Origin of the sequence: Brevibacillus borstelensis, assembly GCF_037834415.1 — a bacterium.
Lineage (GTDB): Bacteria > Bacillota > Bacilli > Brevibacillales > Brevibacillaceae > Brevibacillus > Brevibacillus borstelensis_A.
Map to the genome: position 1 here is coordinate 22,396 of NZ_JAUMSJ010000046.1, position 15,591 is coordinate 37,986.

General features: G+C 52.0%; 15 protein-coding genes. All 15 read left to right on the plus strand.

Features of this window, described 5'->3' with window-relative positions; genetic code table 11:
* Window positions 1-65 precede the first annotated feature (65 nt).
* Complete coding sequence (locus Q3F21_RS24120; RefSeq protein ID WP_340258682.1) at window positions 66-845, plus strand: YmfK family protein; 780 nt, start codon at window positions 66-68, stop codon at window positions 843-845.
* Between the two features lie 18 nt (window positions 846-863).
* The gene (locus Q3F21_RS24125) at window positions 864-1,763 is read left to right on the plus strand and encodes a RodZ domain-containing protein (RefSeq protein WP_340258684.1); all 900 of its coding nucleotides are present in this window, start codon (window positions 864-866) and stop codon (window positions 1,761-1,763) included.
* 114 nt (window positions 1,764-1,877) lie between these two features.
* Window positions 1,878-3,224, plus strand: a complete 1,347-nt coding sequence (rimO, locus tag Q3F21_RS24130; protein ID WP_340258686.1) for a 30S ribosomal protein S12 methylthiotransferase RimO — start codon at window positions 1,878-1,880, stop codon at window positions 3,222-3,224.
* Window positions 3,225-3,800, plus strand: a complete 576-nt coding sequence (pgsA, locus tag Q3F21_RS24135) for a CDP-diacylglycerol--glycerol-3-phosphate 3-phosphatidyltransferase (RefSeq protein ID WP_340258688.1) — start codon at window positions 3,225-3,227, stop codon at window positions 3,798-3,800.
* Between the two features lie 53 nt (window positions 3,801-3,853).
* A complete protein-coding gene (locus Q3F21_RS24140; protein ID WP_340258690.1) occupies window positions 3,854-5,104 on the plus strand; it encodes a competence/damage-inducible protein A in 1,251 nt (416 codons plus the stop codon).
* Window positions 5,101-6,687: a DEAD/DEAH box helicase gene (locus Q3F21_RS24145; protein ID WP_340258692.1), complete on the plus strand. Its 1,587-nt coding sequence runs from the start codon at window positions 5,101-5,103 to the stop codon at window positions 6,685-6,687. Before Q3F21_RS24140 ends, Q3F21_RS24145 begins: the two co-directional genes overlap by 4 nt.
* Window positions 6,688-6,849: 162 nt before the next feature.
* Window positions 6,850-7,908 carry a recombinase RecA gene (gene recA, locus Q3F21_RS24150; RefSeq protein WP_340258694.1) on the plus strand — a complete coding sequence of 353 codons (1,059 nt, stop codon included), beginning with the start codon at window positions 6,850-6,852 and terminating at the stop codon, window positions 7,906-7,908.
* A 65-nt stretch (window positions 7,909-7,973) separates the two neighbouring features.
* Window positions 7,974-8,615: a regulatory protein RecX gene (locus tag Q3F21_RS24155; RefSeq protein WP_340258696.1), complete on the plus strand. Its 642-nt coding sequence runs from the start codon at window positions 7,974-7,976 to the stop codon at window positions 8,613-8,615.
* 306 nt (window positions 8,616-8,921) lie between these two features.
* Complete coding sequence (gene rny, locus Q3F21_RS24160; RefSeq protein WP_425341298.1) at window positions 8,922-10,448, plus strand: ribonuclease Y; 1,527 nt, start codon at window positions 8,922-8,924, stop codon at window positions 10,446-10,448.
* Window positions 10,449-10,713: 265 nt separating this feature from the next.
* Complete coding sequence (locus Q3F21_RS24165; RefSeq protein WP_340258700.1) at window positions 10,714-11,508, plus strand: TIGR00282 family metallophosphoesterase; 795 nt, start codon at window positions 10,714-10,716, stop codon at window positions 11,506-11,508.
* A gap of 117 nt (window positions 11,509-11,625) precedes the next feature.
* Window positions 11,626-11,886: a stage V sporulation protein SpoVS gene (gene spoVS / locus Q3F21_RS24170; protein ID WP_003385776.1), complete on the plus strand. Its 261-nt coding sequence runs from the start codon at window positions 11,626-11,628 to the stop codon at window positions 11,884-11,886.
* A 146-nt stretch (window positions 11,887-12,032) separates the two neighbouring features.
* A complete protein-coding gene (locus Q3F21_RS24175; RefSeq protein ID WP_340258703.1) occupies window positions 12,033-12,425 on the plus strand; it encodes a membrane dipeptidase in 393 nt (130 codons plus the stop codon).
* A gap of 83 nt (window positions 12,426-12,508) precedes the next feature.
* Window positions 12,509-12,745 carry a membrane dipeptidase gene (locus Q3F21_RS24180; protein WP_340258713.1) on the plus strand — a complete coding sequence of 79 codons (237 nt, stop codon included), beginning with the start codon at window positions 12,509-12,511 and terminating at the stop codon, window positions 12,743-12,745.
* A gap of 194 nt (window positions 12,746-12,939) precedes the next feature.
* Complete coding sequence (locus tag Q3F21_RS24185) at window positions 12,940-14,718, plus strand: 2-oxoacid:acceptor oxidoreductase subunit alpha (RefSeq protein WP_340258705.1); 1,779 nt, start codon at window positions 12,940-12,942, stop codon at window positions 14,716-14,718.
* Window positions 14,690-15,556: a 2-oxoacid:ferredoxin oxidoreductase subunit beta gene (locus Q3F21_RS24190; RefSeq protein WP_340258707.1), complete on the plus strand. Its 867-nt coding sequence runs from the start codon at window positions 14,690-14,692 to the stop codon at window positions 15,554-15,556. The genes Q3F21_RS24185 and Q3F21_RS24190 overlap by 29 nt, the downstream gene beginning before the upstream one ends.
* Window positions 15,557-15,591: the final 35 nt, after the last annotated feature.

Here is a 15,591-nt window from a genome sequence, read left to right on the forward strand (position 1 = left end):
GTCGATTATTCGGAACGTGTTATACTACTTAGGAAGAGAAAATTGGGTGTCGGAGAGGATCGGGCATGGAAGCGCAAAAAGAGTGGTATATGGAATACGAAATTTCAAAGAATCGCCCTGGCTTGTTGGGAGATGTCGCATCCATTCTAGGGATGCTCGGAATCAACATCGTGACGATCAACGGTGTTGACGATATGCGAAGGGGAATGCTGCTTACGACGGATGATGACGAGAAAATGGAAGTACTGCGCAATGTTATCCAAAAGATGGACAAGATAACGATAACGCGGTTGCGCCCGCCCACCATGCTCGACAGGCTGGCGGTTCGCCACGGCCGGTACATCGAACGAGACAGCGAAGACAAAAAAACATTTCGCTTCGTTCGGGATGAGCTGGGACTGCTCGTCGATTTCATGGCGGAGATTTTGAAACGGGAAGGACATCAGCTTATCGGCATCCGTGGAATGCCTCGCGTCGGCAAGACAGAATCCATGATTGCCGCAAGCGTTTCGGCCAACAAACGCTGGACCTTTCTTTCCTCGACCCTGCTCAGGCAAACCGTCCGCAGCTCTCTCGCCATTGATGAGATGTCCGCTGATCATGTATATTTGATTGACGGGATTGTTTCCACGATGCGCTCGACGGAGAAGCATCATTCTCTTCTGCGGGAAGTCATGAGCTTTCCGGCAGCCAAAATTATCGAACATCCCGACATCTTCGTGCGGGAGTCAGAATACGAACTGTCAGAGTTCCATTACATTATCGAGCTGCGGCAGCACCCTGATGAAGAAATTACATACGATCTGATCAACAACCGCGGGTTCGACAATTTCGACATGACATAAGATGAAGGAGGGTAAGCTGTGTCTGAGCTAGGTCAAGTACTAAAAGAGGCCCGCGAAGAAAAAGGTATCACGCTCGACGACATTCAGCGGATTACAAAAATTCAACGGCGTTACTTAGAAGCCATTGAAAGGGGCCATTTTCACGTACTGCCCGGCCATTTTTACGCGCGTGCGTTCATCAAGAGCTATGCGGAAGCTGTTGGGCTCGATCCAAACCATATCATGAGCCATTTCCAGTCGGACCTGCCAGCCCAACCTCCACAGGAACAACTGGAACGGCTCCGCCGACGGCGAGTCGCGACAACAAGCAATCCGCTGCAAGCAGGCAAGTGGGTTACAAAAACACTGCTCGTGCTCTTTGTCGGGCTGATCATTGGAGTTATTTACGTGGCTGCCGTCAACAGCGACGGGTTTACTACCCAGCCTGTACCCGGAGGCAATTTGAATCCGGGAGCGGAGGTTGTAGGTCCGGGGCAGGGAGGGACGCCGACGCCGGTGCCGCAGGTACCCCAAGCCCAAACCCCCAGTCCGCCGGCTGTAACCCCGGAAACGACTCCGGAAAATGGCGCGACGGCACCGGGAGAGACGCCGCAGTCGGTACTGACGTTCGAGTCCCAGCAAGGTTCTCTGTACAAGTACACCCTGACCGGCGGCGACAAGATCATCGTCAAGATCAAAGCGGTTAGCGACAGCTGCTGGTATGGCGCGGCAGAGACCCAGGTAAAAAAATTCCCGAAGCAAGGCACGCTGTCCAAGGATCAGGAGGCGGAAATTGAACTGGGAAAAACAGCGTACATCCGCCTTGGCAAACCGAGTGCCGTACAAGTTACTGTCAACGGAACACCTCTGGATACATCAAAACTAAAGTTCATGCCATCCAATGTAAGCATTACGTTGGAGCAGCCGGTCACCCAATAGGCAAGCATTTTGCTTGCCTTTTGTGCGTTCTTCAACTTTGACACCCCGTCGTGGCTTATATTATACTGTATAGGTGTAATCTGGGCTGGTGTGACCAATTGGAGGAAAAGAAGGATGACAGAGAAGGTAGGCTCACGAGAAAAAGTTGCGATCGTAACATTGGGCTGTGAAAAAAATCTGGTCGACTCGGATATGATGGCCCATTTGATAGATGAGAAAGGCTACGAGCTGGTCGACAATCCTGATGAAGCGACTGTCGTCATTGTCAATACCTGCGGGTTTATTGATGCGGCCAAGGAGGAATCAGTCAACAAGATTCTCGATATGGCTGAGCTGAAAGACTCCGGCAAGCTGAAATCGCTGGTAGTGGCTGGCTGTCTCACGCAACGATACAAAGAGGACATTCTGAATGAGATTCCCGAAGTGGACGGGATTGTCGGGACCGGCGATTTTATGTCGATCACCGGCATTATCGAGGAATCGCTTGCAGGAAAACGTCCGATTTATGTGGGCAATCCCATTTTTACGTACGAGGAAGTAGTCAAGCGGAAAGTAAAAGCAGGCACCTACTCCGCTTATGTGAAAATCGCGGAGGGCTGCGACAACGCCTGTACGTTTTGCAGCATTCCGATCATGCGCGGAGGATTTCGCAGCCGGACGATCGAATCTATTGTGGAAGAAGCAAGGCACCTGGCCGACCAAGGCGTTGTCGAAATCAGTCTGATTGCGCAAGACTCAACCAATTACGGCACCGATATTTACGATGGAAAACACATGCTTCCCGAATTGCTGAATCGTTTGGCAGAGGTGGAAGGCATACAGTGGCTCAGGCTTCACTACGCTTATCCGGGTTTCTTCACGGACGAGCTGATTGAAGTTTTCGCCACCAATTCAAAGGTATGTAAATACGTGGATATGCCCCTGCAGCATTCCGAGGACCATGTCCTCAAAAAAATGCGCCGCCCAGGACGCCAGCGGGATACACGTGAACTGGTGGCCAAAATCCGGGCGCAGGTGCCGGACGTGGCTCTCCGCACATCTTTGATCGTCGGTTTTCCGGGCGAGACCGAAGAGGATTTCGAGCGTCTTTGCGAGTTCGTAAAGGACGTGAAATTCGATCGATTGGGTGTGTTTACCTACTCCAATGAGGACGATACACCAGCAACACGGCTTCCTGACCATGTCGATGAAGAAACAAAGGAAAAGCGAGCTAACATGCTGATGGAGATCCAGCGGGAGATTGCCGCTGAGCGGAACGGACGTTTTGTCGGCCGCGAACTGGATGTCTTGATCGAGCGTTACGAAGGGCGCAACGACATTTTTGTCGGCCGCACCCAGTACGATGCGCCTGAAATTGACGGTGAGGTGTTTGTTACCGGATACAAAGGCGAACTGGGCAAGATCGTGAAAGTAAAGATTACGCACTCCTATGAATATGACTTCGCCGGGGAGGTAGTCTAGGTGAATCTCGCCAACCGCATCACCCTTGCCAGGATTTTCCTGGTGCCCGTAGTCATGTTTTTTCTGCTGGTGCGTTACAATATCGGGAGTTTTACCATCGGCAGCCTGACGATGACCTACAACGAGCTGATTGCGGCATTGGTTTTTATCCTAGCGGCCAGTACGGACGGTCTAGACGGCTACATTGCCCGTAAAAGAAAAATCGTTACCAATTTGGGGAAGTTCCTCGACCCGCTGGCTGATAAATTGCTGATCTCCGCGGCCTTGATTTCTCTGGTGGAAATGCAAAGGCTCGAGGCTTGGATTGCGATTATCATCATCAGCCGGGAGTTTGCTGTAACCGGTTTGCGTCTCGTCGCAGCAGCAGAAGGACAGGTAATTGCAGCCAGCGCCTTGGGCAAAATAAAGACGTGGATTCAGATCGTGGCGATCACCGCGGTGATGATCCGCAACTTCCCGTTTGCTATTTTTGGAATTCCATTTGATACAGTAGCGATCTGGGCCATGGTAGTAATCACGCTCTACTCGGGCTATGACTATTTCGCCAAGAATCGCAATGTAATCCAATACTCGTAAGGAAACGGGTATTGGACTCTTTTTTCAATCCTCAAAGAGAATGGATGAGGGGCATGAAAGCGGAGATTATTGCAGTTGGAACAGAGCTTTTACTGGGGCAGATCGCCAATACGAACGCGCAGTTTTTGTCGCAAAAATTGGCGGAGATAGGCGTTGGGGTCTATTTTCATACGGTGGTGGGCGACAACGCGGAACGTCTGAAGCAGGTTGCCAAACAGGCTTCCGAGCGCTCCGACCTGATCATTTTTACTGGCGGTCTGGGCCCGACCCAGGATGACCTGACCAAGGAAACGGTGGCAGCACTTATTGACGCCCAGCTTGTCACTGATCCTGTGGCCATGGAACGCATTGAATCGTTTTTTCTTCAGCGCGGCATCGTCATGACGGAAAACAATCGGAAGCAGGCGCTCGTTTTTGACCGCGGGCAGGTGTTTCCCAACGACGCCGGAATGGCTCCCGGGATGGCTGCAGAGCACAATGGCTGTACATTTGTACTTTTGCCAGGGCCGCCGAGCGAACTGTATCCGATGGTCGATCGGTACGTCATGCCTTATTTGATCGGCTTGCTGCCTGAGCAGCAAGTGTTTCACTCCCATGTCCTGCGTTTTTACGGGATTGGCGAATCCGCATTGGAAGAACAGCTGCTGGACCTGATCGAAAGCCAGGAGAATCCGACGATTGCCCCTTATGCCAAGGAGTTTGAGGTTACACTGCGGATTACGGCACGGGCAAAAACGGTGGCCGAAGCGGAGAAGCTGATCGAGCCGGTCGAACGGGAGATTCACAACCGCTTGGGTGAATTTATTTATGCCAATGGGGAAACCTCTCTCCACGAGGTCCTCGTAAATGAGTTGAAACAGAGCGGGCGAACCATCGCTTGCGCCGAAAGCTGCACAGGCGGAAAAGTCGCTTCGCTGATCACCTCAGTCCCCGGCAGCTCGTCGGTATTGCGAGGGGGAATCGTATGCTACACGAACGACGCCAAGCGCGAGCTCGTCGATATTCCTCAGGACGTACTCGACACTGACGGGGCGGTCAGCAGGCACACAGCCCAGCTGCTTGCCGAGAACGTGCGCAAGAAACTGCGCGCGACCTGCGGCATTTCGGTTACAGGTGTTGCGGGACCGGACCCTTCCGAGGGCAAGCCGGTGGGACTTGTTTACATCGGGGTGGCGGTTGAGGGAATGCCGACGGTTGTCAAAGAGCTCCGGCTGGCCGGCAGAAGACACGCCATCGTTGGACGTGCCGCCAAATTTGCTTTATTCTACGCGCTTCAGCGACAAAAGAAAGGTGAACGTATATGACGATTTTTTCTGATTTTCCTTTACATAAATCAATTGTTCAAGCGATCTATGACATGGGCTTCGAGGAGCCGTCGCCGATCCAGGCAGCGTGTATTCCAAAAGTGCTTGAAGGCGGAGACCTGATCGGTCAAGCCCAGACAGGTACGGGGAAAACGGCAGCATTCGGGATTCCGCTCGTGGAAAAAGTGACGCAAGGAAACCGGGTGCAGGCGATTGTATTGACGCCTACGCGCGAATTAGCCATTCAGGTAGCGGGGGAGCTATTGCGAATTGCCAAGTACAAAAAAATCCGCACCCTGCCGATCTACGGCGGTCAATCGATCGGCCATCAAATCCGAGCCCTTCGTCAAGGCGTGCAAGTGATCGTGGGGACTCCGGGCCGCGTGCTCGACCACTTGCGCCGGAAAACGCTCAAGCTGGATCATGTCCATACGCTCGTACTTGATGAAGCAGACGAAATGCTTGACATGGGCTTCGTGGATGACATCGAAACGATTATCAACCACCTCCCGGAAGAGAGACAAACCCTGCTCTTCTCCGCAACCATGCCTCCTGAGATCAAGCGTCTTGCCAGCCGTTACATGAAACAGCCGGAAACGATCGCTGTGAGCCGCGAAGAAGTGACAGCCCCGCTAATCGAACAGGTCTACTACAAAGTCTTTGACCGCAACAAGGTAGAGAGCCTTTGCCGCATTCTGGACAGCGAAGACGTCGAGCTTGGAATCATTTTCTGCCGGACGAAGAGAGGCGTCGACGAGCTGACAGAGGTACTCCAGACCCGCGGATACCTCGCGGACGGCTTGCACGGAGACCTCTCCCAGGCGCAGCGGGACAAGGTCATGAATGCGTTTCGCGAAGGCTCGATCGAGTTCTTGATCGCGACTGATGTAGCTGCGCGCGGAATTGACGTCGGAAATGTCTCCCACGTCATCAACTACGACATTCCACAAGACTCCGAGAGCTACGTGCACCGGATTGGACGTACGGGCCGTGCCGGACGCAAAGGAATCGCCATGACGCTGGTGACCCCTCGCGAAATGAGACAGATGATGTTCATCCAGAAGCAGACAAAAGCGCAGATCGTCTCCCGCAATGTTCCGTCTCTGGAGGAAGTGGCGGAGCGCAAGCAGGAGCAGCTCCGCGAGCAATTAGTCTCGCTTTTGGAAAACGATACGATCGCGGATATGTACGCGAAGGTTGCAGAGTCGCTCACAGAACAATATCCGCCGGAAAAAGTGGCAGCTGCCGCTCTGCATCTCGCCTTCCACAGCGAAATCGGCGAGACGGAAGAGGCTGAAGCCTACAACTTCGGTGAAACGGGCGCGGCAAAAGGCATGGTTCGCTTCTTCCTGAATGTAGGGCGCAACGCGAACGTTCGCCCGCAAGACCTGGTTCGTGAAATCTCCGAGACTGTCGGAATTCCCGGCAAGGCTGTCGGCCGCATCGACATTTTCGAAAACTTCACGTTTGTCGAGGTGCCGGAGGAAGTCGCGCCGTTCGTGTACGAGTCGCTGCGCCAAACGCGGATCAACGGCAAGCGGATCAACCTGGAGCCTGCCAAACCGCGCGGCAAGCGCTCCTAGATCATTTCCCGACACAGAAAATGCCACCGCGTCCCGCATTCGGGACAGGTGGTTTTTCTATGCGAATATTTGTTCGCAAAAAATACTTGGCAAACCCTTCTGTCTCGATGTATGATGAAGACAAGAAGATAACAGTAACGATTTGGAAAGGGAGTGTCGTATTTGTCAGACCGCCGCGCCGCTTTGGAAAGTGCATTGCGTCAAATAGAAAAACAGTTTGGCAAGGGTTCCATCATGAAGCTGGGGGATATGGCGAACGTTCAAGTTTCCACCGTATCCACTGGCGCGCTTGCCATTGATATTGCCCTCGGCGTGGGAGGATTCCCGCGTGGCCGAATTATTGAAATTTATGGACCGGAATCTTCCGGTAAAACGACTGTCGCTCTCCATGCGATCGCAGAGGTCCAGCGTCAGGGAGGACAGGCAGCGTTTATCGATGCCGAGCACGCCCTGGATCCTGTGTACGCCGCCAAGCTGGGCGTCAACATCGAGGAGCTGCTGCTGTCACAGCCGGATACAGGCGAGCAGGCTCTGGAAATCGCGGAAGCGCTGGTTCGTTCAGGCGCGGTAGATATCATCGTAGTCGACTCCGTCGCGGCACTCGTACCGAAGGCTGAGATCGAGGGTGAGATGGGCGATTCGCACGTCGGTTTGCAGGCCCGTCTGATGTCACAGGCTCTGCGCAAGCTCTCCGGTGCAATCAACAAGTCCAAGACGATTGCGATCTTTATTAACCAGCTGCGCGAGAAAGTAGGGGTTATGTTTGGAAACCCTGAAACAACGCCTGGTGGACGAGCTTTGAAGTTCTACGCCAGTGTCCGCCTCGATGTGCGGAAGGCCGAGTCGATCAAGGTAGGCAACGACGTGATCGGTTCCAAAACCAAGGTGAAGGTCGTCAAAAACAAGGTTGCGCCGCCGTTCAAGACCGCGGAAGTGGACATCATGTACGGCGAAGGGATTTCCAAGGAAGGCAGCATTCTCGATATCGGTGCGGAAATCGACGTGGTGCAAAAGAGTGGAGCATGGTATTCTTTCAACGAAGAGCGTTTGGGCCAAGGCCGTGAAAACGCCAAGATCTACTTGAAGGAAAATCCAGCAATTGCAGCGCAGATCGAAGCCAAGGTACGAGAATACTACAGCCTGCATCCTGGTTCCATCCCGGCAACTGATCCGGTCATCGATCCCGAGCAAGATGAGGAACCAGCCTTTGATCTGGAGTAATTGAAAAAGTGGCAGCCTGTCGTTCTTGACAGGCTGTTCCTGTTTTGGCGAGAGGGGCGAAGCCGATGAAGAGCGGAAAGATTACCGCTGTTCACCGAGATGTAAAAAACAAGCATCGCTATCATTTTTATATCGGAGATGAACTGATTTTTTCGGTCCATGAAGATATATTGGTAAAATACCAGCTGGCAAAAGGGATGGAAATCGACGACGGGTTTGTACGGGAAATTCTTTTGGCTGAGGAGGAGCACAGAGCGTTTTTGCTTGCCCTGCGCTATCTGGGAATCAGACCTCGCACATCCAGGCAGGTCATCACCTATTTGCAAGAAAAAGGGTTTCCGCAGGAAGCAGCGGAGAATATCGTGAATCGGTGCAAGCAAATGGGGTATCTCGATGACCAGGCTTTCGCGAAGCAGTGGGTAAGCGAGCGGCTCCGGCTAAAGCCGAGAAGCCCGATGATGCTGCGGATGGAGTTAAAGCAGCGGGGCATCGACAAGGAGACAGCCGAAGGAGCGATGAGTACGGTCACCAGAGACGATGAGCTCGCTGCCGCTCGTGGGCTGGTGCAAAAAAAATTGCGCCGTTTCAAAGGTCGACTGGATTGGAATGAAGAGCAGAAGATTCTGGCCATGCTGTACAGAAAGGGATTCTCACAATCCGTTATTCAGGAGATTCGTCGAGAGCTGAAGGAGAGCGATCCAGGCTAACGGGGGAGCTTTTGCATGTTCTTGACAATTCTTGTTCACAAATAATAAAATAGATATGTATTTACTAGCTGTATCATACCTTTTCGCTGATTTGATCGCTCGTACCCAGTGAACAACTGAAGAACCGTACGGGATGTACGGATTCAGCGGACCGAGTAAAATCGGTCCTGTTTTTTAGCCTTTCATGGAGCGATACAACAGCAGTACGCCGTGGGATAACGAATGCTTGGAAAGCGGGGAGATGTCTTACCACAAGGAGGTGAAACAAGAAAGCCTATGAGTGCCATTTTTGAAAACTCAATAGTTATGATGATTGTGCTTGTTGCCGTGCTGCTTGTCGGACTTGCCATTGGCTACTTCGTACGCAAATCGATCGCGGAGGCAAAGATCTCCAGTGCCGAGGAAGCGGCCAGGCAGATCGTGGAAGAAGCCAAACGGGACGCGGAAGCCGTCAAGAAGGAAAAAGTGCTGGAAGCGAAGGATGAGGTATTCAAACTTCGCTCCGAAGCGGAGACGGAACTGCGCGAGCGGCGCAATGAAATCCAGCGTCAGGAACGCCGTATTCTGCAAAAAGAAGAGGCGTTGGATCGCAAAATGGAACAGCTGGAGCGCAAGGAGGAAGAACTGGCCGAGCGCGACAGAACCATTGCGGACATGCAAAGCAAGGTGGAGCACTTATATAAAGAGCAGGTTTCAGAGCTGGAGCGCATCTCCGGCTTGACGCAAGAAGAAGCCAAAACCATCATTCTGACCGATGTAGAACACACTGTACGCCACGAGATGGCTGTTATGATCAAAGAGATCGAAACGCAGGCCAAAGAAGAGGCGGACAAACGTGCTCGCGAAATCATCACAACCTCCATTCAGCGTTGTGCTGCTGACCATGTGGCGGAAACAACCGTCTCGGTAGTCACGTTGCCAAACGATGAAATGAAAGGGCGAATTATCGGTCGAGAAGGACGAAACATTCGCGCGTTGGAGACACTTACCGGGATTGATCTTATCATCGACGATACTCCTGAAGCCGTTATTTTGTCTGGGTTTGACCCGATTCGCAGGGAGATTGCGAAAACCGCACTGGACAAGCTTGTCGCTGACGGGCGAATCCATCCGGCTCGTATCGAGGAAATGGTTGAAAAAGCTCGTCGGGAAGTGGATGAGAGAATTCGCGAGTACGGGGAACAGGCTACTTTTGAAACGGGCGTTCACGGCCTCCATCCGGATCTGATCAAGATTTTGGGACGCCTGCGCTATCGGACCAGCTACGGTCAAAACGTGCTGAAGCACTCGATGGAAGTCGCTCATCTCGCCGGTTTGATGGCTGCGGAATTGAAAGAGGACGTGAAGCTTGCAAAGCGGGCCGGCCTCTTGCACGACATCGGCAAAGCGATCGACCACGAAGTGGAAGGTTCCCACGTGGAAATTGGCGTCGAGCTGGCTAAGAAGTATAACGAACATCCCGTGGTTATCAACAGTATTGCTTCCCACCATGGGGATACGGAGCCGACCTCTGTGATCGCGATGCTGGTTGGAGCCGCGGATGCTCTTTCTGCCGCACGGCCGGGGGCTCGCCGCGAAACGCTGGAAACCTATATCAAGCGTTTGGAAAAGCTGGAGGAGATCTCGGAGTCGTTCGATGGCGTGGAAAAGTCTTATGCCATTCAGGCTGGACGCGAGATTCGCGTCATGGTGCAGCCTGAGAAAATCGACGATGCCGAAGCGACTCGTCTGGCACGTGAGATTACGAAGCGAATTGAAAATGAACTCGACTATCCAGGTCACATCAAGGTTACCGTTATCCGTGAGACCCGAGCTGTCGAGTATGCAAAGTAAAGTGGCGTCTGCCACTTTACTTTTTTTCGTCAAGGGATATGCAATTTTTATCGTCTAAGGACTTGCAATTGCTTTTCATACAGAACGTTCCGGAACGCATAGAAAGCTTCCGCCAACGAAGAAAACCTGCTTTGATGGGGCCTCGATGGAAGCTTTTTTTGGGCGGGCAGGCCAAGGTCCGGCAGTGCCTGTAGCAAAGGGAAGAAGGCCGCTTTTTTTTTTCGCAGGCAAGAAGTGCTATACTAGAACTCGAGGTGAAGGCCAAATGAAACTGCTGTTTATCGGAGACATCATGGGATCTCCCGGACGAGATATCGTCAAAACGTATCTTCCATTATTGAAACGAAAGTACCAACCTACTTTTGTGGTTGTAAACGGGGAGAACTCAGCCCACGGAAGAGGCATCACAGAGAAGATCGCCAAAGAGCTGTTTGGCTTAGGTGTCCACGCGATTACAATGGGGAATCACACGTGGGACAACAAGGAGATATTCGATTACATCGACGGGGAGCCTCGCCTGATCCGTCCGGCCAATTTCCCGGAAGGAGCTCCGGGCAGCGGGATCACGTATGTCAAGCAATCAGAAGGAGAGCTGGCAGTCATCAATCTTCAGGGCCGGACTTTCCTGCCGCCGCTGGATTGTCCGTTTCAAACGGCTGACAAGCTTGTCGAGCAGGCGCGAAAGCGGACCAAATATATCTTTGTCGACTTTCACGCGGAAGCGACCTCGGAAAAGCAAGCGCTAGCCTGGTATCTGGACGGCAGGGTTACCGCGGTAGTCGGAACACATACGCATGTGCAGACGGCGGACGAGCGGGTTCTCCCGCAGGGCACAGGCTTCCTGTGTGACGTCGGGATGTGCGGACCGATGAACGGCATTTTGGGAATGGAGCGCGAGGCCGTCATCCGGAAGTTCATGACCCAGCTTCCGGCACGATTCGAGGTAGCCGGGGAACCGGCTCAATTGAACGCCGTGCTCATAACCATCGACAAGACGACGGGGAGCGCCAGGAGAGTAGAGAGAATCCGAATTGACGCCGAGCATCCATTTATGGAATAATAAGAATAAGATTTGAATTTTTTGAATCTTTCATGCGCAGTTGCAGGAATTTTTAGGGGTTATGCGAATATCATTCTAATGATGAGAGGATTCCTATCAGACGGGAGGTTCAAAAGGATGGAAGTATTAAAAGTTTCAGCAAAGTCTAACCCCAACTCCGTTGCTGGTGCCCTAGCAGGTGTGCTTCGCGAACGCGGAGCGGCCGAAATCCAAGCCATTGGCGCCGGGGCACTTAATCAAGCTGTCAAAGCAGTAGCAATCGCACGAGGGTTCGTAGCGCCGAGTGGTGTTGACCTCATTTGTATTCCAGCCTTTACCGACATCGTGATTGATGGAGAAGAGCGCACAGCAATCAAGCTGATCGTAGAGCCCAGATAATTCCTAACTGAACATGCTTTGAAGTGCCTGTTTGTTCCTAGAATGAACAGGTTTTTTTCATGTATGCGAAAGCAGGCTGGTATGGTACGGTTTGAATTGGGAGTCGTACGTACTGCTAGAACTTCCATGGAAAGGGAGGGCTGGCGATGAGGATTTTCGATGCGCATTGTGATGCGTTGTCCAAGCCGTGGGAAAAACCGGAGCTGGATTTTTATTACGGACATAAAGAACTGCAGGCAAGTTTCCCCGAGCTTGAAAAAGGGAATGTAGATATACAAGTACTCGCGTGCTACGTGCCTCGTCATGTACCGTTTGGCAGGCGCTTTCAGGCAGTGCTGGAGATGCTCGATCTGTTTCATGAACGCGTGGCGAGCGAACGGTTCCGGCCGATTCTGGGCAGGGCCGATTTGGAGGAGTGTGTATTAAAGGGAACCAAAGGGGCTATTCTGTTTGTAGAAGGCGCGCATGCACTGGAAGAGAGCCTGGTCCAGCTGAGAACATGGCACCGTTTGGGTTTACGGGGCATGACCTTGACCTGAATCACGGAAATGCCGTGGCGGCGGGCTGCCAGGAACCGAATCCAGGCGGCTTGACGATGTTAGGCAGAAGCGTGATCACGGAAATGAATGGTGATCGATCTTTCACATGTGGCCGAGCCTGGTTTTTGGGATACGCTGGAGCTGTCAAAATTGCTTTCGGGTCCGATTTCGACGGTATCACGACAACCTTCGGAGACCTTTCGAGAGCAGGGGATTACCACAATCTGGTGAATACTCTTCTGAAGCGTTATAAAGAGGCAGAAGTACAGAATTTTATGCGCGAAAACTGGTTGCTTGTTTTCCGAAACGTGCTACAATAGTCATTGAGAACATTAATGTACCAAGTTCAACGTTTAATTCAGGTCAAAGTTAAGTTGAGTGAAAGCACTTGCTTTTTTGCATAGCTCGGACTACAATTGGTACAGTCTATGCACAATTTTGTCACATCTTATCGGAACCTGTCGTGTAAGGTGGGACAGCTTTTTCTCACAGTCACTGAAAGGGTGGAATCTGAATGATTAGTCAACTTTCCTGGAAAGTTGGAGGACAGCAAGGGGAGGGTATCGAGAGTACTGGTGAAATCTTCTCGATGGCCATGAATCGGATGGGATACCATTTGTACAGCTATCGCCACTTCTCTTCCCGGATTAAGGGTGGACACACCAACAACAAAATTCGTGTGAGCACCAAGCCGATGCGCGCAATCTCCGACGATCTGGACATCCTCGTTGCATTCGACCAGGAGACCATTGATTTTAACGCTCACGAGCTGCGCGAAGGCGGTATCATCATTGCGGACGCGAAATTCAACCCGAAACTGCCGGAAGGTCTGAAAGCGGTTCGATTCTTTACCGTTCCGTTGACCGAAATTGCCGACGAGCTCGGTACGTCCCTGATGAAAAACATGGTGTCTATTGGTGCATCCAGCGCGATCCTCGGCATTCCAGCGGAAAGCTACCGCAACATTGTTGAAGATATGTTCCTCCGCAAAGGCGAAAAAGTAGTGGAAAAGAATATGGAAGCTATTCGCCGCGGATTTGACTTTGTCAACGAATTGACGGGTGGACAACTCCCTGAATTCCAACTGGAGAAGGCTGACGGTCAAAAACAGCTGTTTTTGATCGGAAACGACGCAATCGCCCTCGGCGCAGTAGCCGCTGGCTGCCGTTTCATGCCAGCTTACCCGATTACGCCGGCTTCCGAAATTATGGAATATCTGATCAAAAAGCTGCCGAAGTTTGGCGGTACTGTTATTCAGACTGAAGACGAAATCGCTGCCATTACGATGGCGATCGGCGCTAACTTTGGCGGTGTCCGCACCATGACTGCTTCTGCAGGTCCGGGTCTGTCCCTGATGATGGAAGCAATCGGTCTGGCAGGTATTACGGAGACACCGGTTGTGATCGTCGATACACAACGTGGCGGCCCGTCTACCGGTATGCCAACCAAGCAGGAACAATCCGACGTGAACGCTATGATCTACGGTACTCACGGCGATATCCCGAAAGTCGTTATCGCGCCGAGCACGGTCGAAGAGTGCTTCTACGATACCGTCGAAGCGTTCAATATCGCGGAAGAATACCAACTCCCTGTCATTGTTATGACTGACCTGACACTCTCCTTGGGCAAACAAACAGTTGACCCATTTGACTATAGCAAGGTGGAAATCCGCCGCGGAAAACTGCTGGCTGGACAAGAACTGCCGGAAAAAGAGCAGAACGATCTGTTCAAGCGCTATGAAGTAACGGAAGACGGCGTTTCCCCGCGCGTCATTCCGGGACAAAAATACGGTTTGCACCACGTTACCGGCGTAGAGCATGACCAAACCGGTCGTCCTTCCGAGAATGCGGCGAACCGTGTCGCTCAAATGGATAAGCGTATGCGCAAGCTGGAAGGCGTACTGAAAACCTTCAAAAACCCTGTAGTATTCGACGCGAAGCATGATGATGCCGATGTATTGATCGTAGGGATCAACTCCACGATCGGTACCATCCAGGAAGCGAAAGCTCGCCTCGAAAGCGAAGGCGTGAAAGTGAACCATGCGCAAATCCGTCTGATTCATCCGTTCCCGGCTGAACAGCTGAAAGCGCATGTTGAGAAAGCAAAACAAGTGATCGTAGTGGAACACAACGCACAGGCGCAAGTAACCAATCTGCTCAAACAGCACATCGGACACGCTGAAAAAATCCAATCCGTGCTGAAATACGACGGAAACCCGTTCTTGCCGAAGGAAATCTATAGCGAAGTTAAGGGGCTGATTAAACATGGCGACTTTGAAAGAGTTTCGCAATAACGTAAAGCCAAACTGGTGCCCGGGCTGTGGAGACTTCTCCGTACAGGCATCGATTCAACGCGCTGCTGCTAACGTAGGTCTCGAACCTGAACAATTGGCAGTCGTATCCGGTATCGGGTGCTCCGGACGTATTTCCGGTTACATCAATTGCTACGGCTTCCACGGCGTGCACGGTCGTGCACTTCCAATTGCACAAGGCTTGAAAATGGCAAACCGCGAGCTGACTGTTATCGCTGCGGGTGGTGACGGTGACGGTTTCGCGATCGGTATGGGCCACACTGTTCATGCGATCCGCCGCAATATGAACATCACCTATATCGTAATGGACAACCAAATCTACGGTCTGACAAAAGGGCAAACGTCTCCACGTTCCGCGACCGGTTTCATAACCAAGTCGACTCCGGCCGGATCGATTGAATCTGCCATTTCTCCTGTTGAATTGGCTCTGTCTGTCGGTGCTACCTTTGTCGCTCAATCTTTCTCCAGCGACCTGAAAGGGTTGACCGAACTGATCGAAATGGGTATCAAGCATGAGGGCTTCTCCCTGATCAACGTATTCAGCCCTTGTGTAACCTACAACAAGGTAAACACCTATGACTGGTTTAAAGAAAACATTGTGCCGGTAGACACTATTGAAGGCTATGACCCGCACGACCGCATCAAGGCCATGGCTACATCCATGCAATACAAAGGTCTGTTGACTGGTCTGATCTACCAAAACACGGAGCAAAAATCTTACGAGCAGCTCGTTACTGGCTTTAAAGAGGAAGCCTTGGCTAGCCAAGACATTCGTCTGAGCGAAGACGACTTCGCGAAACTGGTAGCCGAGTTCGCGTAAGCTGATTCTCACCCTTTGATTAACAGCACGAGGAA

What these genes read in the sequence shown, in the direction of transcription:
- Q3F21_RS24185 (WP_340258705.1), top strand. Translation starts at nt 12,940, where the DNA reads ATGATTAGTCAACTTTCCTGGAAAGTTGGAGGACAGCAAGGGGAGGGT.
- rimO (WP_340258686.1), top strand. Translation starts at nt 1,878, where the DNA reads ATGACAGAGAAGGTAGGCTCACGAGAAAAAGTTGCGATCGTAACATTG.
- Q3F21_RS24190 (WP_340258707.1), top strand. Translation starts at nt 14,690, where the DNA reads ATGGCGACTTTGAAAGAGTTTCGCAATAACGTAAAGCCAAACTGGTGC.
- Q3F21_RS24165 (WP_340258700.1), top strand. Translation starts at nt 10,714, where the DNA reads ATGAAACTGCTGTTTATCGGAGACATCATGGGATCTCCCGGACGAGAT.
- Q3F21_RS24140 (WP_340258690.1), top strand. Translation starts at nt 3,854, where the DNA reads ATGAAAGCGGAGATTATTGCAGTTGGAACAGAGCTTTTACTGGGGCAG.
- rny (WP_425341298.1), top strand. Translation starts at nt 8,922, where the DNA reads ATGATGATTGTGCTTGTTGCCGTGCTGCTTGTCGGACTTGCCATTGGC.
- spoVS (WP_003385776.1), top strand. Translation starts at nt 11,626, where the DNA reads ATGGAAGTATTAAAAGTTTCAGCAAAGTCTAACCCCAACTCCGTTGCT.
- Q3F21_RS24145 (WP_340258692.1), top strand. Translation starts at nt 5,101, where the DNA reads ATGACGATTTTTTCTGATTTTCCTTTACATAAATCAATTGTTCAAGCG.
- Q3F21_RS24155 (WP_340258696.1), top strand. Translation starts at nt 7,974, where the DNA reads ATGAAGAGCGGAAAGATTACCGCTGTTCACCGAGATGTAAAAAACAAG.
- Q3F21_RS24175 (WP_340258703.1), top strand. Translation starts at nt 12,033, where the DNA reads ATGAGGATTTTCGATGCGCATTGTGATGCGTTGTCCAAGCCGTGGGAA.
- Q3F21_RS24180 (WP_340258713.1), top strand. Translation starts at nt 12,509, where the DNA reads ATGAATGGTGATCGATCTTTCACATGTGGCCGAGCCTGGTTTTTGGGA.
- Q3F21_RS24120 (WP_340258682.1), top strand. Translation starts at nt 66, where the DNA reads ATGGAAGCGCAAAAAGAGTGGTATATGGAATACGAAATTTCAAAGAAT.